This is a genomic window from Streptomyces sp. NBC_00104 (assembly GCF_045160825.1).
GTDB lineage: Bacteria > Actinomycetota > Actinomycetes > Streptomycetales > Streptomycetaceae > Streptomyces.
The window spans coordinates 2,330,314-2,353,949 of sequence record NZ_CP108215.1 but is presented as its reverse complement, the minus strand read 5'-3'; the positions used below and the strand labels follow the sequence as shown (position 1 = coordinate 2,353,949).

10 protein-coding genes are annotated in these 23,636 nt (G+C 65.9%); 4 read left to right on the top strand and 6 right to left on the bottom strand.

What is annotated here, in order from left to right:
- Window positions 1-111: 111 nt before the first annotated feature.
- Window positions 112-375, bottom strand: coding sequence for a helix-turn-helix transcriptional regulator (locus tag OG272_RS10185; protein WP_405893120.1), 264 nt, complete (start codon window positions 373-375; stop codon window positions 112-114).
- A gap of 1,551 nt (window positions 376-1,926) precedes the next feature.
- Between OG272_RS10185 and OG272_RS10180 the strand changes: the two genes are divergently transcribed.
- Both OG272_RS10180 and OG272_RS10175 read left to right on the top strand, forming a co-directional pair.
- Window positions 1,927-5,379: a DNA polymerase III subunit alpha gene (locus tag OG272_RS10180; RefSeq protein ID WP_405893119.1), complete on the top strand. Its 3,453-nt coding sequence runs from the start codon at window positions 1,927-1,929 to the stop codon at window positions 5,377-5,379.
- A gap of 5 nt (window positions 5,380-5,384) precedes the next feature.
- A complete protein-coding gene (locus OG272_RS10175; protein ID WP_405893118.1) occupies window positions 5,385-6,365 on the top strand; it encodes a DNA polymerase thumb domain-containing protein in 981 nt (326 codons plus the stop codon).
- A 385-nt stretch (window positions 6,366-6,750) separates the two neighbouring features.
- On the opposite strand, the gene OG272_RS10170 is transcribed toward OG272_RS10175, so the two are convergent.
- Complete coding sequence (locus tag OG272_RS10170) at window positions 6,751-8,391, bottom strand: cutinase family protein (RefSeq protein WP_405893117.1); 1,641 nt, start codon at window positions 8,389-8,391, stop codon at window positions 6,751-6,753.
- A 1,607-nt stretch (window positions 8,392-9,998) separates the two neighbouring features.
- Between OG272_RS10170 and OG272_RS10165 the strand changes: the two genes are divergently transcribed.
- Both OG272_RS10165 and OG272_RS10160 read left to right on the top strand, forming a co-directional pair.
- Window positions 9,999-10,286: a DUF2637 domain-containing protein gene (locus OG272_RS10165; protein ID WP_405893116.1), complete on the top strand. Its 288-nt coding sequence runs from the start codon at window positions 9,999-10,001 to the stop codon at window positions 10,284-10,286.
- Between the two features lie 649 nt (window positions 10,287-10,935).
- Entirely contained in the window at window positions 10,936-11,700 is a 765-nt protein-coding gene (locus tag OG272_RS10160) for a restriction endonuclease (RefSeq protein ID WP_405893115.1), read from the top strand.
- 431 nt (window positions 11,701-12,131) lie between these two features.
- On the opposite strand, the gene drmB is transcribed toward OG272_RS10160, so the two are convergent.
- Genes drmB through OG272_RS10140 form a run of 4 tightly spaced genes read right to left on the bottom strand, consistent with a single transcriptional unit; the run spans window position 12,132 to window position 23,329 of the window.
- Entirely contained in the window at window positions 12,132-13,940 is a 1,809-nt protein-coding gene (gene drmB, locus OG272_RS10155) for a DrmB family protein (RefSeq protein ID WP_405893114.1), read from the bottom strand.
- The gene (locus OG272_RS10150) at window positions 13,921-17,106 is read right to left on the bottom strand and encodes a helicase-related protein (RefSeq protein WP_405893113.1); all 3,186 of its coding nucleotides are present in this window, start codon (window positions 17,104-17,106) and stop codon (window positions 13,921-13,923) included. Before OG272_RS10150 ends, drmB begins: the two co-directional genes overlap by 20 nt.
- Entirely contained in the window at window positions 17,103-18,623 is a 1,521-nt protein-coding gene (locus OG272_RS10145; RefSeq protein WP_405893112.1) for an NERD domain-containing protein, read from the bottom strand. Before OG272_RS10145 ends, OG272_RS10150 begins: the two co-directional genes overlap by 4 nt.
- Entirely contained in the window at window positions 18,620-23,329 is a 4,710-nt protein-coding gene (locus OG272_RS10140; RefSeq protein WP_405893111.1) for a sacsin N-terminal ATP-binding-like domain-containing protein, read from the bottom strand. The genes OG272_RS10145 and OG272_RS10140 overlap by 4 nt, the downstream gene beginning before the upstream one ends.
- Window positions 23,330-23,636: the final 307 nt, after the last annotated feature.

Genomic DNA, 23,636 nt, shown 5'->3' with positions numbered 1-23,636 from the left:
CAGGTGTCCCTCGGACTGCCGCATCGAGTGAGACTGACATTCGGGAATGCGCTCGCGCGTTCGTATCGGGCCACCCATTCGGGCGGTTGGCGATCGCCGCCCCGAGGGCTGTCAGCCGTCGACCTTCTCGGGGGGCTCGTGTCCGTTGCACAAGGTGGCGAAGAGCTCGTCGAGCGGGGTACTCAGGGCGTGCGCGAGGGCATGCCAGGTCTTCAGAGTCCCGATCGTCCGGCCCTGCTCAATCTCGATAAGGGTCCGTCTGGCGAGGCCGCTACGGGCGGCGAGCTCGTCATAGCTCCATCCTCGGGCCGCCCGCAGGCGCGCGAGCTCCAGGCGGAGTGCCTCGAAGTCCGGATCGGGCGGAAAGATCGTCACTTGACCATCCGACGGGGCAGACCCCTGCCCTGTCAGTGCAGACCTCTGCCCTATTTCCCCAGGTGGTGGCGCGGGCGAGAGGGCAGACGTCTGCACTACCGTGTGCGGCCGTCGCTCTCTCTTGAGCGGACAACGGCGCGGGACAGGACTGGGAGGAGCGCGCGCACTATGAGGCTCCGCACAACACACCCGACGGCGCGGCGTGCCTGGATTGTGGAGCTGCGGCCCAGTTCTGGCGGGCCGCAGCTTGTGTGCCGGCAGTGCGACCACCGGGGCGCGCTGCTCGCTGCCGTATCCGCGCGCTCCGCGGCGCTCGAGCATCTGGCTGGACATGCTCGGCGTGACGTTCTGCCGACATACCTGCGCACCTGTCAGTGCCATGAACGAGGCTGCCGCTGGCACCCCCGGCACCGTGGCTGCGCCGGTCCTATCCGTTTGCTTCTGGCGCGTGAGCGGGGTGGACGGCTCTGGCGCCTCGCCGATGCGTGTACGGCCTGTGCGTCGGTGACGGAGCAGGCCGCCATGGTTCCGGAAACCTTCCTGCGTGCGGCGGTGACGTCGTCGGACAGTGTCGCGCGGCGCCGCAAGCGACGGCCCAGGGGGCCGGGCGACCAGATTCGGGTCCGGGAGATGCTCAGTTACCTGGCCGCAGCCCTGCCAATCCACACCGGGGCTGGGGCCCGGCTGCTCGCTGTGCAGTGCGCACTACGCATGGACTCTCAGGGACGGGTCCGGCTGCCGACTGGAGTCCTGCGCAGCCTTCGCCTCGGCCATGATCCGCTGCCGTGGAGCGAACTGGAGCAGGCGCGGTGGCTCCGTAGAACGCCGACCACCCCGGGCTCTGCCAGCAGGGTGGTGGTTGCCCAGATCCTCGACGAAATGTTGTTTGCCCCCGCACGCCCAGACCGCAGGAGTGCTGCTGACTGGGCGCTGCGCATGGCGAAAGACGGCTGTGCGGGCACTGATGACCCCATTGTGCGGCTGACCGCCCTCTGTCTTGCGGCACACACGGACCCATCGGCCGGTCGAGGGTGTACTGAGACGGATCGGATCGCGCGTGAGTGTGGACTCATCCCTGCGGCTCTGTTTTCAGTGCTCGACCGAATGGCGGCATCCCTCGCCTCCTGGGGCGTGGCCCTTGCCTCAGGAGACCTGTGCTGGGAGCTGCTGCCGAAGGGCGGTCGGTGCCGGCAGGCGGTCGGCCGATCGGGCGGCGGTGTGAGTCCCGAGGGCTGACGCGACCCGCCCGGTGCTTGATTCGTTACGAAAGGTGTCGGTCGGCTGCAAACCGTTACCCGTCCGCCCCGTCATGGGTTACTGCATCACGCCTGCGTGAGGGGCGTCGAAGGGGTGATTTTCCCAACTGCGCTGCCTGGATGGGGAGGTGGCGGGGTGGTGCCTGTTTCGTTCGTTGCTCACCTCGCCAAAGAATCGCTGATGTGTTCGAATCTAGTCGCTGACCGGGACTGATGGGGTTAGAGTAATCGAACGAGCGTACGATGAGCATATCGGGCTTATGGTCGAAAAGGGGTGGAGTGATGGAGGTGCGGCATGGCGGGCTTCGCTCATCTGCACGTCGCGTCCGGTTACTCCGCTCGCTACGGCGCATCTCACCCCGAGCAGCTCGCCCGGCGGGCGGCCGAGCGGGGCATGTCCGCGCTCGCGCTCACCGACCGGGACACGGTCACCGGCGCCGTCCGGTTCGCGCAGGCCTGCGCGAAGGACGGGATCCGGCCCCTCTTCGGCGTCGATCTGGCAGTAGAAGCCCTTGCGCCCTCGCCACCCGCCCAGCGCCGCCGCGCCCCGGCGCGTGGCGGTGCACACGTTGTCGAGCCGCCGCTGCGGTTCGTGCTGCTCGCACAGAACCGGGCGGGCTGGGCGCGGCTGTGCCGCATCACGTCGGCCGCCCACGTCGGTGCTGTGTCTGGTACAGCGCCGGTGGTGTCGTGGGAGGCGTTGCGCGAGTACGGCGGTCCCGGCCTGACCGTGCTGCTCGGACCGCTCTCGGAGCCTGTGCGGGCGCTGTCGGTGGGCCGGGAGGGCGTCGCGATGAAGTTGCTGGCGCCCTGGAAGGAGATCTTCGGAATGGGGGTCCGATTGGAAGCCGTTGCGCAGAAACGTTTCGGCGTCGGTCCGGGATCCCTGCGTCTGGCCGCCCGCACTCTCGCCCTGGCCGACCGCGCCCACACCCCCGCCGTGCTCTCCAATGCCGTCCGCTACGCCGACCCCGACCAGCACCGCCTCGCCGACGTCCTGGACGCTGCACGACTACTGAGGCCGATCGACCGGCGTTGCCTGGACAGCGGACAGCGCTGGCTCAAGGACGAGCGAGGAATGGAGACCGTCGCGCGAATGATCGCCGAATGTGCCGGAGGGGACATTCGGCGGACCCGCCGCCTGGTAGCGGACACTGCCGCCACGGCGGCCGAGTGCACCGTCGATCCGGTGGCGGACCTCGGGCTCGGCGCCCGGCACTTCCCGGAACCGGCGCTGTTCGGCGCCGAGCCCCGAGCGGGCGCAGCCGCGCAGCTGCTGCGGCGGCGGTGCGAGGCGGGCATGGTTCGACGCGGCCTCGACCGTGACCGAAGGGCGCTCGACCGGCTGGACGAAGAACTCAAGGTGATCTCCGCGCTGGACTATGACTCGTATTTCCTCGCCGTCGGACAGGTCGTGGCCGACATCCGGGCCAAGGGCATCCGGGTCGCGGCCCGCGGCTCCGGCGCCGGCTCGATGGTCTGCCACGCGATGGACATCGCCACCGCCAACCCGCTCGATCACCGCCTGCTGTTCGAACGCTTCCTCAGCGTGCGCCGGGCCTCGCTGCCCGACATCGATATCGACGTGGAATCCGCCCGACGGCTGGAGTGCTACGACACGATCTTCGACCGGTTCGGCAAGGAACGCGTCGCCGTCACCGCCATGCCCGAGACCTACCGGGCCCGCCGGGCATTGCGTGACACCGGCCTCGCCCTCGGCATCGCACCCGCGGACGTCGACCGGATCGCCAAGAGCTTCCCGCATTTCCGCGCCTCCGACATCACCGGCGCCCTCGCCGAACTGCCCGAACTGCGCCAACTGGCTGCCGAGGCGCACCGCTACGGTCCGCTGTGGGAGCTCGCCGAAGGCCTCGACTCCCTGGTCCACGGCATGGCCATGCACCCCTGCGGCGTGGTCATCAGCGACGCCACCCTCCTGGACCGACTGCCGGTGCAACCCACCCCACAGGGCGATTACCCCATGGCCATGGCCGCGAAGGAGGAGATCGAGGCGCTGGGCAATATCAAACTGGACGTCTTGGGCGTCCGGATGTTGTCCTCAATGACTCATGCGATCACCGAGATCGAACGGGTGACCGGCAACCGCATCGACCTGGACGACCCGAAACAGGTGCCGCTCGATGACGTCTTCGCGTTCAGGCTCATCCAGGACAGCCGGACCCTGGGCCTGTTCCAGCTGGAGTCGCCCGGCCAGCAAGACCTGCTGTCCCGGCTGCAGCCGCGCAACCCGCAGGACGTCATCGCCGACATCAGCCTCTTCCGCCCCGGACCGGTCGCCGGCGGCATGCCCGAGCGGTACATCGCCGCACGCCATGGCGGCACACCGTCGTACGCCCATCCGGACCTGGAACCGGTGCTCGCCGACACCTATGGCGTGACCATCTGGCACGAGCAGATCATCGAGACCCTGTCGGTGATGACCGGCTGCGACTACGCGCTGGCGGAGATCGCCCGGCGGGCGCTCGGGGACAAGGCGCGGCTGCCGCAGATCAGGGAGTGGTTCCACGGCCTGGCACGCGCGCGTGGCTACAGTGCGGCGGTCCGGGACGAGGTCTGGAAGACCATCGAGGCCTTCGGCGCCTACGGCTTCTGCCGGGCGCATGCGGTCGCCTTCGCCGTACCGGCTCTGCAGAGCGCCTGGCTCAAGGCGCACTACCCGGCGTTCCTGCTGGCAGGCCTCCTAGAACACGACCCCGGTATGTGGCCCAAGCGCGTCCTGGTCGCCGACGCCCGCCGGGGCGGCGTACAGATCCTGCCCGTCGACATCAACCGTTCCCAGGCGAAGCACACCGTGGAAAAGACCGACGGAGACCAGTGGGGCGTGCGGCTCGCGCTGTCCGCGGTGCACGGCATCAGCGAGGAAGAGTGTGCTCGGATCGACGAGGGGCAGCTATACGGATCGCTGTCGGACTTCTGGCAGCGGGCACGCCCCAGCAGACCGGTCGCCGAATGCCTCGCCGAGATCGGTGCCCTGAACTGCCTCCACGACGGCCGCCTCACTCGGCGTGATCTTCTGCTCCAGATCGCCGAGTTGCACCGGCAGTCCCGCACCCGTTCTGCGCACGAGGGGCAACTGCCCATCGACGCGAACGCTGTTGGCGGAGCGGAGCCGAGCGGCCTGCCGGAGATGACCGGACGCGAAGCCCTGAGTGCGGAATTGAGCACCCTGGGCATCGACGTCTCCAAGCACCTGATGGAGCACCACCACCGCCTCCTGCGGGAGATCGGCGCGACCGACGCGGCGCACCTGGCCAGCCTGCGCGCCGGGCAGCAGGTCCTCGTCGCCGGCGTCCGGGCCTCCACCCAGACCCCGCCGATCGCCAGCGGCCGGCGCATCATCTTCGTCACCCTGGAGGACGGCTCCGGCCTGGTCGACCTGGCCTTCTTCGAAGACTCCCATCCCGCCTGCGCGCACACCGTCTTCCACAGCGGGCTGCTGCTGGTGCGCGGCACGGTCCAGGTGCGCGGCACCCGCCGCACCGTCGTCGGCACCATGGCCTGGGACCTGGACGAGATCGCCGCCGCCCGCCGCGACCACGGCCCCGAGGCCGCCCTCGCCCTCCTCGGCGAGAGCCGCCCGCACCCGACCCCCGCCCAGCCGCAGCGCACCTTGGCCAACGGCACCACCGGCGCCCGCCTCCACCCCTACGCCGACCTCCAGCCCGCCGGCACCCGTTCCGCCGACCTGAAGAAGTTCGGCCACCGCAGCCCCGGGAGCGCGGGATGAATGGGATGACCACGCGGCAGCGCCACATTGCCCACCTTTACCTGCACGCCGTGCTGACCGGGGATCAGTACGCCGATGTAATCGAACTGATGTCTGGTGTCACGCCTCATGTCCAGGCCGTCCTGCCCAACGCTGTGCAACTGGACCTGACATCGGCGCTCCGGTACTTCGATCTGTCTCCCTACAACGTGGTCCAGTTGGCGAAGATCAGACTGAAGGCGCTGTACGGCATCGACAGCAGCGCCGGGCTCGCGGGCAACCGCATGCTGGCGGCCATGGCCGCCGACGCCTCTGCACCGGGAGACACCACCTGTGTTCCCATGGGTCAAGCGGCCGACTGGCTGTATCCCCGGCCGATCACTGCCCTGCCCGGGATCGGCCGCACCACAGCGGAGACGCTACGCAGATACGGCCTGCACACCATCGGGCAGGTCGTCGATCTGCCCGCCGGAACCCTGCAGCGACTGCTTGGCGCAGGTCCCGCCCGGCTGCTGGCCGAGCGCGCCCGTGGACACGACCCACGCCCGGTCACCTCGGTGGAACCAGCGGCGCATCTGGTCGCCGACCTGGCGCTGGAGCGGGACTGTCTCGACCCGGCACAGCATCACCGAGCAGTCCTGGGGCTCGCCGACCAGATAGGCCAACGCCTGCGCGGCGAACGCCAGATCACCAGTCGGCTCACCCTCACTGTGCGGTACGCCGACAGCAGTTCCACCACACGTACGCGCACGCTGCCGGAACCCACCAACCACTCACCCGCCCTTGCGGCAACCGCCCTGGGTTTGCTGAATGCCCTTGGGCTGCAGCGGGCGAGAGTTCGCGCCTTCGTGATCCGCGCCCACGCACTGCTGCCGGCCGACAGCGCCTACCGCCAACTCTCCATGGATCCGGGTGACGATCGCGCCCGCGTGGCCGAAGCCGCCGCCGACCGCGCCCGCCGCCGCTTTGGACCCTGGGCCATCCGCCCAGCGACTCTGGCCGACTGACTGCTGCGCACCTCGCCGGGGGTTCGATGCTGTTGCGTTTTGGGACTGAACCCGGCGTATAGCCCGACTCGTCTGCCAGTAGGGCTCCGACCTGGTCTTTTGCCCGGTCGGGGCCTTTGTCGTGTCTCGGCACATCCCGCTTCTACCTGCGGGTTCCGGGGAGTTCCCGCGCAAGTGTGCACGCGTTGTGCACTGGTGCACGGTGCCGGGCGGTGGGTTCGATGAGTGAGATCACCGAATCGCCGGTGTAGGCTCGTATTTCGCGTGTCCCTTTCTCATTGACGATGGCCTTCGTCTGGCCCAAGGGACAACACAATGAGACGCACTTTCGTTGAGCCTGCGACGTTGGCGTAGCCCCCGAGCTGTGGCGCTGGCGGCTAAAGGTTCAGTCGCCGCCACATGGGCCAGTAAGTGTTGCCCAGTCACGCTCACCGGCTATGAAAAGCCCGACAGTACCATCGACCATGCCGAAGGCGATGACTTTGCCCGCGAACTCCGGAGCGGCTGGTGCGAACACAAGCTCCTCATTGCCGTGGACCGATGTCGTGGCTTCAATCTCTGCGGCATAGGTCTCCATGACATCGTCTCGTGTGCTGCCGATATGGATGCCGGAGGCGGTGTGGATTTCCGTCGCCGGTGGCCTGACGCCGACCGCAACGAGGCGATCCTGCGTGAACCTCAGAAAGAGTCCTGTCGGTCCTCCGTCCACGGTGTGGTCTACACAGGTCGGACCACGGCTCTCCACAGGAATCGTTGCACCGATCGCCTTCGCCGCCTCCTCGGGGCTCATGCCCAACTTCACGGGGCCGATCCCATTGACAGTGACACGTTCGCGGCTCAATTCAATCCGGCTGAGGGCGGGCGAATCTCCGCCAGCGTCGTGCGTCACGAACTGCCTGCCGTCCCACGTCCAGCTGAGATGGCGAAGCCTGGACGGGGAACCGTGGGGGTCTCCCGGCCCGTAGAATTTTAGATCAGCGACGATCCGATCTTTCCTGATCGCCACAGACTCTGGCTGATACTCCGGAGGCAGCCATTCTCCGCCACTCAAGTGTGGAACGCGCGCTATCTCACTTCCGTTGCTGGAGCGATAGACACGCAACTCCTGCGTGAAGAAGTTACTCGGTTGGGGAGTGCAGAAGAAAAGGACAGCGGTCACGCTGCCGAGGGACGGCAGTTTCCCTTGCGTGATCCGCTGAATTCGCACGTCCCAACGGTCATAGCCCCCGATGGCCTCGCCTCTCGCAGTTCCCTTACCATCGCGAAGGGCCACTTTCACCGGGTCTTTGACGGTATCGTCGCACGTCAGGTTATAGGTGCGGTTCCGCCAGTCGATGTCTGGTCGCTGGAGGGCAGATTTCAGGTAGTCCGCCGCCTTCCACGCTGTCCGCCCTGTACCGGCATCAAGAGCCGCCTTGCCCCCGTACTGAAAGTGTGGACAGCCAAACGTGGACTCCGCGATGCACGCTGACGCCGTCTTTCGGGCAGCCTTATCGTTGGGCCCTTTGCAAATCAGGTCGCCGAACAGGCAGACGGACATTCTTCGACTCAGGAGATCGCTGCTTAGAGCGGGTGCCGCGACCAGGTCCCGCGAGGGATCTCCAAGCAGCACGATGCCCTTTATGTGATCGAGGATCAGAGGCTCACTTTCAAGCTGATTCAATGCCAAGCGGATTACCAACGATCCCTGCGAGTATCCGCCGAGCACGATCCTCTGCTTGTTCTTTAGCTTCTTGTCGCAGACTTTGACCTGGAGCCGGAATTGGTCCACTAGCTCAGACGCGCCGACTTCGGTGGTTTTCGGTGGAGGACCTCCAAACTTCAACGACCGCTGGCCTTTTGCGGCTTCAGCGACGCTCCCAATGAAGAGCTGTGGAACAGCGCGCGCCTCATAGGGCAGGCCGTACACGCCTGTGCCTTTGGGAAGCCTTTCGTAGACCGCTTCCAGCGGGACACCAAGACCATGGGCACCCCCTGGATGATTGGGGCCTATTGGGTTCTCGCCGGAGCCGCGGACCCCGATCATGAGCGTCGGTGTGCAGACGATGGCAGCGGCAGCGACGTGTGACCGCGTGCCCTTGTCCCCAGCGGACGGCATCGAGACACTGTTCGCAAGCGCGGAGGGTGAAACCGTGCTCGCTCGGGGCGCAGTTGCCACATGGACGGCACCCGCCATAACGAGTGCCAGACCGACTGCGGCAAGCCGTCGCATTGTCTCATGCATACGGACCTCCCCGCCCAATTCTGTCTCCCTGGCTGATCAGCCTTCAGACCGAGGCTCACGGGAGCAAAGGGCGTAGGACCAAGCGCGCCTGTGGGAGCTACCAATCTCGCCTTCGACTTCTTAGTCGGCTCGTCTGGGATCGGTGGAAGCCCGGCCGGTGGGCTCACCGGGTATAGAAGCAGTCCCAGGCATCTTCAACAGTCTTCCCGTACACGTTGAACACACGGTCGAGAGCGGACTCATCAAATTGTGACGCGCAGACATCATCTACGGGGATGCCCTCCACCCTGGTCCTCGATGAATTCGCACAGAACCATTGGTAGGCCGGGTACTTAGCACTCGAACTATTGATGAGCTTGAGCCCTTTGGACTCACACCATTTCTTGAGGTCTGGGCCCCCTGCATACGACCCATAGTCGGCACATTCCCAAGCACTGTAGGTTCGGCCCATAGTGGCGAGGCGATCCGTCACTCTGACATCGGTATAGGTGTCTTGGCATGCCTGGGCTACGAAATTGTGGATTTCCTCTCGTGGACGGAATGACTGGAGGCTTCCGTCTTCATTGACGCACCGGATGGAGTACGCGTCGTTCCCGACCGTAGTCACGCCCTGGGCGTATCCCTGTTGCTTGCAGGCCGCATCGAAGGTTTGCTGCGACATGGGGCGGAGCACTTCGGGGTGCGGCCTCTCCGCTGCCGAGTCAGTGCGAGTTGCCGTCTGAGGCTCGGATGCAGCCGCGATAGGGATGTAAGGACTGAATGTGAACGCTGCCACAAATACGGCAGCCACGGAAATCGCGCGTCGATACATGCAGGGCTCCCGAAGCAACAGAGAAATTGCAGATTTGACGTTTGTCTTTCCCCGCCCCCAGCGAAAGCGTCCTCTCAACTGACGCTACGGCATATCACACGACCTCGCACGCGGAAACCTGTGCTCGTGCGTATGGTCTACAGCCCTTGGAGCCCCGGTATGCCAGGGTGTCACCAGCCCAAGCGCAGCACCCGTGCCATGCTGCGGCGCAGAACAGGCGCAGGCGATGGGCGCCGGGGTGCGGGTGCCTTCGTCCGCCAGCACGTCTTGGGCATCCGGCGACCGCGACTGTTGTATTCCGTGCCCCTTCACTTCCTCGGCGACGAACTGATCGTCACCGCTGTCGGCGATAACGGCCCCGTCGATGTCGCCCGGCACGACCGCTCCCACCCCGGGCATCCGTTCGTTTATAGAAGACCTGGAGAGGGATAGACCTGCCGATGACCTCTGAGAGGGGACAAGATCATGAGACAGAAATGCCGTGTCCCTCAAATGAGATAACTGGGAAGGCCTTGGCCACGACAGCGGAACGGGACATTCCGAATGCGCTCCTACAGCCGGAGGGGGCTGGCAGCAACCGGGGCCTTGACCTCGACGCGTGGATTCGGCCTCTGTGCGCACTGGTTGTTGCCGGGTCGCCGCGTATGCCTCGTGCGTTCACCAGCGGGAGTTCGCGCTGCAGGGCGGGGCGGATGCAGTGAGTGCCTCAGTGTGGCCGCTGTCCGTGGACGGCCTCTTGCTCCTGGCTACGGTCGGTCTGTTGCAGCCCTCCGGGGTCAGCAGACGTGCGAAGGGCGAGCGACGGCAGCGGGGCGAGGATCCGTTACTGGTGCGAGCTCGGATGCTTGACGCCCGGCATCGGGAGCTGCACTACCTACCCGCGTAGGCAGAGACCCTACGGAAAGAGCTGCGCGTGGGCGCAAGACGATCGAGGCAGTTGACCGCCCTCGTACGCCGGACTGGCAGCGACGAAGCCGAGGTGCTCCGCGATCGGGTAGACGGACAGAAGGGCCAGCCTCCCCATTGAGCCCTGGCGACCGCGGTGACTTGCGAGGCGAGGCTGCGGCGTTTCCCGGCGTTGTTATCGCCTGGCGGGCACAACCTTGCGGCGGCGACGTATGAATTGCTGCAGCGGTTTGGCCTCGGGCCCGAGGCCTGAGCAGCGCCGCGGTCAAGGGCTGGTCGTGCCACGCCCACTGTGAGCTGTGGACGTTCGCTCGTCGTGACGACGCCGGCATACTTCGAGAACGCGCGGTCGACTGACACGGTGAGCGCACCGCTCTGTTCGATCCGCACTGTGCAGGTTCGAGCCCCCGGCGGGGCACCGACAGCATCTGTACGGGCCCGTAGCCGCCGTGAGCTGGTGCTTTCAGGCACGGTCGCGGTGCCGGAGGTGCGTCGGCGCCGTCGTAGGGGTGGTTCCCATGCATTGGTCGTCGCACTGCTGGTGACCCACCTCACGCCATCGCTCGTGCGCTCATCGGCGCTGATGGTCGAAGGGGCACGTTGTCGGTGGCGATCGTTACCCTGATGGCGTGGCAAGTGATGAATTGATGCCGTACGACGAGATGACAGACACCGAGTTCGAGGAGTTCTGCTTCGAGCTCATGAAGGAACTCGGGTTCGTGAACGTCGACTGGCGCAAGGGCACTGGGTTGAATGCGAGCCCGGCCGACAACGGCCGGGACATCGTTGCCGAGCGCCAGGTGGAGGAGTTCGACGGCTCGGTTCACGTGCAGCGCTGGTTCGTGGACTGCAAGAAGTACACGAGGGGCGTCCCCCCGGACAAGATCACCGGGCTCCTCACGTGGGCCGGCGCGGAGCGGGCGGAGGTGGCGCTGATCATCGCCAGCAGCTTCCTCTCCAACCCGTGCAAGGAGTACCTGAAAGCGTACGAGCTCAACAACCGCCCGCCGTTCAGGGTGAAGTACTGGGAGCAGCCGCAGCTGAAAAAGCTGCTTGAGGGACGTGATGATTTTATCGCTCGCTACGTCGACGCCCGGCCCCGCACGGAGGCGGAGATCGTCGCCGCTGAGGAGTACCGCACCAACAAACTGTGGTATTCGCGCAAGCAGCTTCTGTATCACTTCGTCGAGATCGGCCAGCGGGAGCCTCTGGACCCGAAGACGGACCAGTTGATCAAGGACGCCATGCGTCAGATGGAAACGCAGTACACCGATGACCCGGACTTCATCATCGCCTCCGACGACCACGAGACGTGGAACGCGGCATACCTGCTAGGTGAGCTGTCGGCGCTGCGCTGGGTGCTCGGCGACGACTGGAACAACGGCGACAGCTGAACGCGACCACCGATGACGGTCGTTGGGCGACGTCAACGGGGGCGTCGAGGCCCGCGTCGCGTGGCCGTACTCGTGCAGGACGACCGTCCGGTTCCCGTCCGGGGTGGCGTTGTTGACGACCTCGAAGTGGAACCCGCGTCTCACCGAGTCACCGCAGTTCTTGCGCTCGCGCGACCCTGCGTGACCGACTCACGGAACTTGTGTCAGACCCCGATCGCCAGCGTCGAAGCCGACCCAGCGCGTGCTGCGGTCACCGGATCTGTTGCCGATGGAGCGCTTTGCAACGTAACTGCCTGTGTACTGTTGGTCGCCGCCACAGTCGAAGCCCTCACCACACGGTATGGGCGCCTGGTCCTGTCATCTCTGTGGGCGGGGGAGACAAGTCGTAGAACATGGGCACTGGTCGCATCGGAAATCGTCTTTGAACCTCGTTACGAGCCCGTCCTATGCCGAACCTGATCGAGCACATGGTCGAGGAGACCGGGCACGTTCGCTCCGCCTAGGACGAGTTGACGGTCCAGCAGACGATTGCCCGTCTCGCACGATGTCTCGCTGATGAGCGCACATCCGTGGCACGCCGACATATTGAGCTGCGACGACCCTTGATGGTCGCTCTCGATGCACACGGGGTCATTCGAGCAGACGTCTGCGTCACTCAAGGCGGCCAACAGAAGCTGGAGGATCTTGTTCGGCTCGCCCAGCCGAACGAGCCCACCGAGCGTCCCCTGCGCGTCGCCGGCGGCCGTGTAGATCAAGATGCCCGCAGTCCGATCTCGGCGATCGGAGTTGGCGTAGATACGCTCCTGAAGTGCCGCCGACGAGTAGCCACTGGCGAAGGCAAGCCTGCGGATGAGCAGGTGGGCGATCGTGTGCAAGGCGATGAAGCGCGGCTCGGGTACGTCCAGGCGGTGAGCCCACTGACTCGACTGCCGCCGCTCCACCAGAATGCCTGCCCGTTTGCGGACTCCCGGCAGGATCTCCCATTCGGAGATCCGGTCCTCGTCGAACCGGAGGAAGATCCCTTCGCCGAACATCTCGACGGCCGGGTAAACCGGCTTTCGCCTTCTGTCGGGACCGAGGTCGGCGGGGATGAAGTCAGCCTCGGCGCTGTGACGCCGAAAGCCGCGAAGTGCTCTGACCTCCCGGACGCGACGCACCTGGCCCACGCCGACGAGTCGGTTGGTCAGCGCCGACGGCCACTTCGATTCTGCGGGCACCTTCCAGCCGTCGACGACGAAGTCGCTGGCGCCGTGATCCCTGCCGCCCTCGAGTTTCTTGAGGAAAGCGGCCCACTCGCCGTCCTTCAGATCGAGGAGCGGAGTGTCTGCGGAGTCATCGCCACCGGCCGCGAGGCCGAGGACGTCCTCCGTAGTCACCCCGATCTCGTCTGCGATCCACCCGGCCACCATTTCCGCTTGCGGACCTCCGTTGTCGGCGACCACCTTCTCGAAGTAGACGTGGCTGCGGACGCGATCCGCCTTCTCCGCGGACTGGGGGCGTTCCTCGGGGATGTCGAGCGCCGAGAGGCGTTCGGCGATGTAGTTGCCGGTGGCACCGCGCTGGACGGCGGTGAGGCGATGCTCGCAGGCGTTGTCGGGCTTCTGTTCCTCCCACGGTTGGATGCCGTCGCAGCGGATGTTGTCGCGGTGCAGCGACGCTTTGCCGACCAGTTCGGAGAGCGGACGGGACCGCTTGCACCCGTTGCAGTGAACACGGAGAGAGGCCAGGCCCTCTCCGTGTCGTGACGAACGCTCGAACTTCAGTTCCTTGTACGCGCGACAGAACCGCACGGCGTCGGTGACACCTTCGTCGTTGCCGCGGTGCGCCCACTTGAACCAGGGAACGTCCTGGATGTGGCTGCCCTTCTCGCAGACGGCGACGTAGCGCATCGGCACAAGCGAGCCGCCGCACTCGCATTTGTTGCTCCAGCGGCCCTTGTTCTTGCCGGTGAGCTGAGAGAGCTTCGTGCACCGCTCGCAGAACCGCCAGGCCGGGAAGCGCCAGTAGAGCAGGTGCGCTGTCTCCCTGGCCGCGCGCCCCGCGTGAGCGGGTGCCTGCCGGAGGACGCCGGCGCCCAGTCGCGCGAGGAGTCGCTCGCAGCTGATCTCGGGAGCGTACCTGCGCTCCCACCACGACGTGTCGGGTGCGATCAGCGATTGCCCGAGCACATCCACGATGGCCCCTACACCGAACGGTGTGATCGTCTCCGAGAGACGCAGGTCATGCAGGATTCGCTCCACGGCCGACCCCTCCTTCCAACGGCTCACGTACCTGGACGGCGACGTTCGGCTCGACGGATCGCATCGAGTCGGCGACGAGCCATCCTTCCCTGCGTTGCCCGAACCGCTTCAGCAGCGCCTCATCGTCCGGTTTCCCGTAGTCGTACAGCAACGAGGTTCCGGCCTCGCGTGCGAGCCTTGCGCGGCGATCCCACTCGTGCAGGAGGTGCCACACCTGTTGCTCGGTCTCCTCAGCTTCGATGTGCTCCGAGCGGCTCACCAGGTCCACGAACGTCGCGACGAGCCTCTGGATCGCGCCACGCATTCGGCCGTCGTCGAGGTCGAGACGGGACGCGGAGTCGTTCGCGGCGAGAGCGGGCACGGAGTGCCTCAGCAGTGCTACGAGGGCGCCTGCCAACGACCGATCGCGGGACGCCGTCGACCACGGGGTGACGCTGGTCGGCTCGACGTTGCGGTAGAGCGCCTCGTGGTAGGCGCGGAAGGTCTCGAAGTGCGACCGGTCACGCGCCCGGTTCGACCGGAACAACGTCGTGACGATGCCGTTGTTCTCCCCACGGCCGACCCGGCTGGTGGCCTGGATGTACTCAGCGGTCGTCTTCGGCTGGCCGACCATCAGCATCAGGGCGAGGCGGGGGATGTCGATGCCGACCGACAACATGTTCGAGGAGAGGACGACGTCGATGGCCTGATCGGTGATATCGGCACTCCGGCCGAGCTCACGCAGATCGTTGGGGAGCTCCTCCGGGCCCCGCCGGCTGGTGAGTTCCAGGACGCGGCCGGCTCGGACACGACGCAACGGCAGGCTCAAACGGTCTGCACGCGGTTCCAGCCGCCCGTTCACGTCGTCGACCACCAGCGTGCCCGAGCGGCCGAGCTCGCGAAGACTGTTGTGGTACATCACGGCCGTCCAGTAGGAGTCCCGCGTCGTACCCGGATCGGGATGCTGGGCCAGCACCTCCGGGATTTCGATCAGGGGTGCGGCTGCGGAGACGACTGCGGACATCTGTGAGAGGGACTGCGGCATCAGGCCGATGTACAGGCGGCCTTCGCCGTTCTCCACAGGGCGGGAGAAGAAAGTTCGATCGCCGTGCAACCCCGCCGGCGGGTAGAGCGCGACGCCTCGCCCGTACAGCCCTTGGACCTGTTCCTCGGACGCGCGGATCGTGGCTGTCGAGGCGATGATCTTGGGTGCCGTACCCCCTCTGTTCAGGAGCATCTGGATCACGGCGTCGAAGACGGCGACCGTCGTGCCGAGCGGCCCCGACAGCAGGTGCAGCTCGTCTTGGATGATCATCGACGGCTGCCGGAACGGCGTATCGAGGCCGAGGAGACTGCCTGCCTTCGTGTTGAACTGGAGGCGGGCGAACTTGTCCACGGTCGCAAGCAGGATCGTCGGCGGCTCCTCGTACAGGACGTCGTCGACCACGGCCACGGGGAGTTCGCCCTTGAATCGGCAGCTACCACTGGTGCAGTGGATGACGACGTCGTTGCCGTCGCGACGAAAGCCGTATCGATCCAGATCGTGGGACCTCGACTCGGGCAGAAGCGCGGCACCACACCACGGGCAGCTCTCGATCTGGAAGCCGTTCGCCTCCTCGGGCCTCGCGGCCTTGTGTAGGCGGTCGAGGGCGGATTTGGCATCCGCTCTCGTACGGGGGGTGACCTCATTGCCGACCCAGAGCCCGATGGAGAACCGAGGCATGCCCTTCGCCCGCCGGTCATCGTATCGGAGAAGCTCCATCGCGCAGACGAGCGAAGCCGCCCGCTGAAACTGCTGGGACGTCAGGAGACGGAGGGTGTACCGAGTGATCACTGCGGTTCCGGCGCCCTGTGTGCCATGAGCGATACGGCGACGGAAGATTTCGATGGCCGCCAGGCCGAGGTACGCCTCTGTTTTTCCGCCACCGGTGGGAAACCAGATCAGATCGACGAGTTCCCGGTCGTCATGTGTCTCGTCGACCGTGGACGCCAGAGCAACCAGCAGGAAGCCGAGCTGGAAAGGGCGCCATCGAGGCTCTTCCACCCTGTCCGGCTCCGCGCCACGCTTGACCGAGGTTTGGCGCATCTGCAGTCGCATTGCAGCCATGCCCAGCGCGAAGGCGCTTCTCAGCCTTTCCTGCTTCGGGTCGCGCAGCAGGTCGACGCCGACTTCCATGCGGCCCAAGGCCTTACGCGCGCGGTCGGTGATCGATCGCGCGGCCGAAGCGTCGGCTCCGAAGCCGTCGACACAGTCCTCCTGCTCCGAGACCCAATCGGAGAAGGCCCTGACGAACTCGTCCAGCATCGGCACGATCTCGCCCGGCCGCGCGTCGATCCGTGACAGATTGTCGAGACGAAGCGCCTTAGCGGCCTCGGACTCGGTATCGAACCCGATGGTCTCGACTGCGGGGACGACGAACGCTGGCACAGGGTCGAGGAAGACACGTGCGCACTCACCGTCTTCGAGCTCCCAGTCGGCCGCCATGCCGTGGCCTACTGCGTAGACCTTTTTGTCCCGGTAGCGAAGTCGCAGTTCTGTCGACTCGTCGTCCAGATCGAACGACCTCGACGTGTCGTACTCCAGGAACCGCCCACCAGGTGCAGGCGTCACGTTGAGCGCGACCTGAAAGAGCATGCGACCGATGTCGAGCCGGTCGTTCCCCGTCGACTCCGACCGCACACGTGCGTGCACCGTCACGAGATGGGCGTCGCCGTAGGGGCGCCATCGCGATCCGATCTCGATCGAGACGTCACCCGCTTCGAGCGGTTTCGGGGGGATCTTCTGGGCGAGCTCCAGTTTGTCTTTCCCGAACTGGAACAGGCGGCGTCGCCAACGTGGAGGTCCGTCTCCGGTGATCGGTTGGTAGGTCCCTCCCGAGAAGTCGCAGTAGACCGTGGGCCGGTCGGTGACGAAGGAGATCGCGACGGACGAGGGGCGCCAGTCCTCGGCGAGCGGCACGCCTGCGCCGCCTTCCTCAACGTCTCCCGAGACCACATCGGCTTCGACATCAGGCTCTTGCTCGGCCTTCTCGGGGCCGGGCGCCGACGATCCGGACGGGAACAACATCCCGACGGCGTACTGACGATCCGGCCTGTTGAACACGACCTCGTCGTCGCCGCCGTCCGGTCCGACGTAGGCCGCACGAAGGTGCTTCAGCGCGCGCTTCTGCGCCCTGGTCAGGATCATCGCGTCACCAGCCGCTGTCGGACGAGTTGCTGGAGGCGTCGCCTGTCGTCTTTGGACGCGAGGATGTGCAGCGAGACACGAGCGCGTGTCACCGCGACGTAGAAGGCCGCCGTCCCGGTGTCGTCGAAGACCGGGGGGAGGTTGCAGACGACGACGTGCTCCGCTTCCAGGCCCTTCGCGTACCTCGGGCTCGTCACGACGAAGCCCTCGGCCGTCACGGTGGGGGCGGCGCTCGACCTCGCGTTGATGATCCAGATGTCGTCCCTGCGGGCTCCGTCGGCCACCAACCGCCCGGCCACGGACTCGGCCTGGTCGATGTCGGATTCCCCGTCGGGCGTGTGCCACTGGACCTTCTCCCCGTGGACGATGCCCGGGTCTCCGACGTCCGCTCCGAGGTACTCCTGAACCATGTGCACGATCGCTCGGGTGTTCCGGACGTTGAGGTCCAGGTCGACAGAGAGTGCCTCGGGGGCGATGAGCTCGAAGACGTCCTCGTCGAAACCTCCGTCGACGTGCGCCTGGTTGTTCATGTCGAGGAACATGCGCCACCGGCCCGCGGCTCGTCCACCGACGACGACCGCGTCGAGCGTGTCCATCTCCTCGGCGGTCATCAGGTCCTGTGCCTCGTCGACGAACACCGCGTCGTAGGCCTCGTCCGGTCCCAGCTGTTCGAATGGGATGAGGGCGATGTCGCGATCGACCACGTGTGGAGCGAAGAATCCCAGGAGCTCCGGAGAGCGGAACGTGATCAGTACGGATCGTCCTTGATCCGCCTCCTGCTTGGCCGCCTCGACCAGGACGAGCGACTTTCCCGTGCCCGCACCGCCGAACACCATGACCCGGGGGTTGCGCGCCAACGAGGCGAGGACTCTGGACTGGCCAGCTGTGGCGCGGTTCTGCTCCTCGATGACCGCTCCCCGCTGGGCATCGATCACGGGCATCCTCGTGAACTCTCCGAACAGGCGCGCCCGCAGGTCCTCGGTCCTTGCGAGTTTCCGCCCAGCGGGAGGCGTTCGTGCGGCCTTCGCCACCGTGTTGAGAGCGCCGCCCAATGCCGTGACGCTCATGTCGTCCTTGGCCAGCCAATGGGTCGGCTGCCATTCGATCGCGTGTGGAGGAGTGTCGACGTCGGGCGTGATGACGATGGCCTCGTGTGCGAACCAGCCGATGCCCTCCTCTTGGAGGATGTCCCTCAGCGCGTACATGGCGGACTGCGACTGTTCCATCGGCGAGCCGGACAGCTTGTGCCAGTCGTTTCGTCGGTCGACGCTATACCAGACTCCGTCGTGCTTGCTGACTCCTCCGCCCTTGGCCTCGACGACGATCACGACCTTCTTCCACAGAATGACGAAATCCGCCTCGGCCTGCTGCTTGTAGGCATGGGCGCGCAACTTCACCGAATGGAAGGCGACTGCATCGGGGTCGCCGTGGATCTCCCGCAGCAGACGGGCGATTCTGCGCTCGGCGTCGCTGACGGCGTTCCGCTCGATGTCCTTCAGGTCGGGAACGAGGATCATGCGCGCTGCTCCTGCCAGAGGTCTTCGTACTCGCGGTACCCGAGCAGCTCGGTGACGTCCCCGAAGTTGTCCGCCATGTCCACGATCAGGCACTCCTCCTTTCCACCGTTGGCACGGCCGCGGAGGCCACGACCGGCCATCTGAATGTAGGCGTTTGGGCTGAAGGTCGGGCGGGCGATGTAGAGCGCGCGGACGCCCGGCGCGTCGAAGCCCTGGATCAGCAGATCGCAGTTCGCAAGAACGCGGATTTCGTTGTCCTTGAATCTCGCGATGATGTCGCGGCGCTGCTGCCTACCGGTCTGTCCGCTCACCGATGCCGCTTCGATGCCGCGATACTGCAGCGTCGCGGCGAGCACCTGGGCCGAAAGGACGTTGGGAGTGAACACCAGCACCGGCCAGCTCTCGTCCAGGCCCATGATGTGCTCGACGAGGATCGACATGCGGGCCTGGTTCTGGCCGATGCGCTCCAGAACGGTCGGACTGATCCTTCGCTGTCGTGTGGCTTCGGCGATTTCCTCCGGTCGGAGGTCGACCTTGATGCCGTCCAACACCTCGTGCTGGACCCGCGCGAGCACTCCGCGCTCTGCGAGCTCCTGGTAGGCGTTTCCCTCGAAGGCTTTTAGTTTGCGGTTGCCGAACCGGCTCGCAAGCGCGGCGGTCGCCGTCTCGGACGTGCCCTTGAACGGTGTCGCGGAAAGGCCGACCAGGGGGCGTTCCCAGCCGCGGCCGGCCACCCCGAGCCAATTCAGGATCCGCGTGTACAGCTCGGAAGCGCCCGCGCGGTGCCCCTCGTCGACGATGACCGCCGATGCCTTGCTGAGCCATTCGTATTCGGCGTCGCCGAGGATGACATCGAGTTTGGCATCCGTCGCCACGATCACGCTGAACTCGGTGTCGGGCTCGTGCACGACGCCGTTCTCCCACAGACGCCCGATCGTCAGCGGGCGCTCGTCCCCGAGCCCTCGCCACACCGTGCTCCAGGTCTGCACGGCCTGTTCACAGAGCTCCTGCGACTGTGCGATCCACAGCACGGGGCCACGAAGGCTCTCCTCCATGAAGAGCCTGAGCACGGTCTCCGCAGCAACGCGAGTCTTGCCCGCACCGGTCGGGAGCTCCACCATCGCCTTGCGATGACGACCATCTGCCTCACGAAGCGTGAGCACGGCACTGAGCTGCCGGCTGATTTCCTCCTGGAAGTCATGGAGGGGGTCGAGTTTCACGGCACCGGGGACGATGAACTCATGGGGCTGGTGTTCTGTGCGACGACCGGCGTACTCGGCTGAGAATCCCATCTTCCTCAGCCACGAGATGGTCGCCCCACCACCCGCCCATTTCGTCGGAACGTCGGGAAAGCCGACCTCCCGGAATGGAGCGGCGAGCAGCCTGATCGAGTCCGCGCCATACACCTTGAGGAAGAGATCGGGGACGGAAGTGCGGTCATCGACCAAACCCTGGGCCGCGAGCGCCGGCCAAAGCCCCTTGGGTAGGGCGTCGCGCAGGTCGTCCGGGCCAAAATAGACGTCAAGCCGCTCTGCGTCGGACGAGGCGGCTTTGGCCTCCTGCCGAAGTGTTTGGAGCCGATTGTCCAGGCCCGTCTTGAGGACTCCCTCGAGGTCCGCGCTCGTGAGGCGCAGGTCGAAAGCCTCGTTGACGATGCCGAGGAGCCGGCGCTCGTCGGCATCACCGCGAGCCACCAGACTCAACCCGTCGAGGTGCCACGGGAGTGACTGATCCTCGACACCGTTCTCTGTGGTCACACGCTTGACCACCTGGATCGCCCGAGTGACCGTCGCGTTGACCAGTCTGTCGGCGACGTGCGTGCTCCGGAGCCCGGTGAAGACGTCGACCACACGCTCGCTCTCCTGGTCCCCTTCGATCACCATCGAGAACGCGAAGCTGTCCTCGAATCGGCGGCAACCCACGGACTTCACAAGTTCGTCGATCTGATCGTCCGTCACCCTCAGATAAGGGCGCTGGCGTGTCGAGAGGTACTCCTCCTGCTCGTCCGTCGTGGCGAGGTACACCGCCGACGGAGAGCGCGGCTCGATCGCACGCTTGACTCTGGCGGGAATGCTGGGAGGGTGAGCGCCCGGATAGGCGATGCGACACGCCGCTCGGATGAAGTCGACGAGCACGGTGTTCTCGGTGCCCGGTGCGAACAGATCTGCTTCGAGCGCTTCCTTGAGAACCCGAGGTGGCACCGCGTCGAGCTTGTCCGGGAGTTCCAGGACATCGGCGACCTGCCGTGGCCCTTTGTACAGCGGGAGGAGGTTCGCGTACCTGACGAGAGACGGTGCGACGACCTCGGCCGGCGAGTGAAACCCACGGTTCGACCGCAGCAGACCGGCACGGTCCGCTGCCCAGCGAACCGGCGGCCGAACAGCGTGAGTCCTGCCCGTGTCGAGATCTTCACAGGTCCAATCGGAGCCGCTCGCTTGAAGCAACTCGACGGTCCAGGTTTCGCGCAACGGCTTCGACGCCCCCGCGTCACGCAGGATCAACAGTACGGAGAACGGGCCCGGGCCCTCACCGGGGTAGAACTCGACGTTCTCGATTGGCCGTTCACCGGGGCCCTGCTGCGAGTTGAGGGTCGCCAAGACCCACTCCCGGTACTGCTCAAGACACGGCTCGTCCTCGACGGAGTAATTCTTCATGGGCTTGCGAACGACCCCAAGCCCATGGGCGACCGCGGGCGTGCAGCGTTGCCGGTCCAGCGTCCTCTTGGCGTGCTCGTCACCCAAGGGCTCCCCGAGGTCGAAGACCTGGTGAGGCCATGCCCATCCACCATCGAGAGTCGGGACCTTGACCGTGGTCGAGTGGCGGGCCAATGCCTTCACCGCGTCGAGATCGGATACTCCGAGGACGGCGTCCCAGAGTTTGGAGAGTTCGTCGTCGCCCGATGTGCCCGAGAGAACGGCAAGGCGTGCGTTGAGGATCGCGAGCGGGTCCAGGTCCCGGAAACCGGCTCTCCTGAGGCCGTCGTCCACCCCGGGCTGTGCCAGGAAACCGGGGGAGACGAAGACCGCTCCTTCGATCTCGACGCCCTCCTCCTGATGTAGGAAGACGGTGCTCCTGTCCTCAAGCGCGCGCATGCCGTCGGTGGTGGGGATCACCTTGGCCCGATCGGTATCAGACAGGCTCTTGCTTCCGAGCGCGAACTTGAACGCGTTCGCGGCGGACACAGCGTCCGCTCCCTCGGCCCACTCACGCAGCCAGGAGAGAATCCCTCGTTTCGGCAACGCCCCCAGGGCGCGCTTCATATCCCTGTCGTCGCGGTCCAGCAGGCTGTCGGACACCGACGCCGCGAAGACCTGCCGCAGACGCGTGAACCGTTGCCGGGACGTGTAACACCGCCAATGCGGAACGTCGTCTCCGGTGTTCGGAGATTCGATCCACGCTTGATGGACGGCCGGATCGACCTCGACGGCGAAGTCCAGCGGGTGGAGTTCGGCGGCGCGCTTCAGGGCGCCCGTGGCGTCGGGAACGAGCTCAAGGGACGCCGACTTCCGCGGCACGTGTGCGCAGAGCAGCTCGTCGCCGAACGAGAGCTGCTCCCTTCCTCGCGCTGGCATGTAGTCGAGGTGGGCCGCCGGATCGTCCGGCGTCGCCACCCGCGGCAACATGCCGACGAACATCTCCGACAGCGTTCCGAGGATCTCTCGGTTGTAGTCGTTCTTGAGCAGCGTGGTCCTGTCGTCGTTCACGCTCCATGGAGCGTTGAAGAGAGCCGATGCCGAGGTCTGATCCTGGAGCGGGAAGTAGGACCAGAACCGCCCAATGCGCTGCCGTGCGTGGCGTTTCGGGATCGCTACGGTGACCTTGACCTGTGCCCGCGAGACGGCCTCCCCGACCTGCTTTCGAGCGTTGGGAGACGGCTCGTGCATCCGGTCTTCGACGATCCACTCGTCGCCGCCGCCGTTCGGGTCCTCGATCCTGAACACGCCCCCACCGAGATCGCGAGAGGTGTGACTCGTCTCGAACGCGTCGGTACCGAGCACCCTGAGCTTCACCTCCCGCACGGCACCGGCGAAGAGGAGGAACTCCGAGGAGAACTCCTGCATCTCTCTGCGGATCCGTCCGAGGCTTGACGCGTGTGAGAGCTTCACGACGGTGGACGCCCACTCGGCGAGCTCTGCAAGGATGGGATCCGCGGCGAACGCGGCGACCGGGTCGATCAGGGTCGGGGTGCGGAGGATCGGATGGCGCTTCGCGGTCGGCATGATCCGGGCTATCTCGCCCCGAGCTGAGGGTGAGTTGAACTCGAACGACACCGAGCGGCTGAACACCTGCGGAACATCCGAAACGGCGAGCACGGATTTGAACCCGAGGCCGAAGCGCCCGATCTCGTCGCCACGCTTGCCACTGAGGTGCGCGTGCGTGATGGCGGTGAGCCCGCTCTTCGAGAACGGGCGACCTGCATTGGCGCAGTAGAGGGTTTGTCCCTCCACGTCGAGGACGATCTCGACGCGGCCGGCCGAATCCCCTTTATCGTCGCCTGCCCCCGACATGGCGTCGGCGGCGTTCTGGACGAGTTCGAGGAGTGTCCGATTGGCATAGCCGCCGACCCGGATGGACTCCTCGTGGTTCGCATGCTCGGAGATGAGGTGCGTATTCGCCTGATAGGAGGCGATGGCCCTGTCGAACTGATCCCTGACCTCTTGCGCAAGGCTCTCGTCCGGCGTCCAAGACTGTCGTGTCATTGTCATGGGCGAGCGCACCTCGTGGCTGGAGTACCGGCATTGCGACCAGTCATATGTCCGGTCGGATTGGGTTGAACCGCCAAGCGACCGATCGCCGTCGGCTGTGAGATCGCCACACGGGCAAGGCCTCGAAGCTCCCCCGTCGGGTGGACGCCCAAGCATCCGGTGGCTCGTTCGACGACGACGCTGACATCCCGTGACCCTGCTCTATCCCAGTCTTGCAATCCCAGCCCCCACGTTGACGCCGCATGCCGGTCGGACGTGTGTAACGCCGTTTGTCCCGACTGCATATGAATCTAGACGACGCGACCGA

What these genes read in the sequence shown, in the direction of transcription:
- OG272_RS10180 (WP_405893119.1), top strand. Translation starts at nt 1,927, where the DNA reads ATGGCGGGCTTCGCTCATCTGCACGTCGCGTCCGGTTACTCCGCTCGC.
- OG272_RS10175 (WP_405893118.1), top strand. Translation starts at nt 5,385, where the DNA reads ATGACCACGCGGCAGCGCCACATTGCCCACCTTTACCTGCACGCCGTG.
- OG272_RS10170 (WP_405893117.1), bottom strand. Translation starts at nt 8,391, where the DNA reads ATGATCGGGGTCCGCGGCTCCGGCGAGAACCCAATAGGCCCCAATCAT.
- OG272_RS10150 (WP_405893113.1), bottom strand. Translation starts at nt 17,106, where the DNA reads ATGATCCTGACCAGGGCGCAGAAGCGCGCGCTGAAGCACCTTCGTGCG.
- OG272_RS10145 (WP_405893112.1), bottom strand. Translation starts at nt 18,623, where the DNA reads ATGATCCTCGTTCCCGACCTGAAGGACATCGAGCGGAACGCCGTCAGC.
- OG272_RS10140 (WP_405893111.1), bottom strand. Translation starts at nt 23,329, where the DNA reads ATGACAATGACACGACAGTCTTGGACGCCGGACGAGAGCCTTGCGCAA.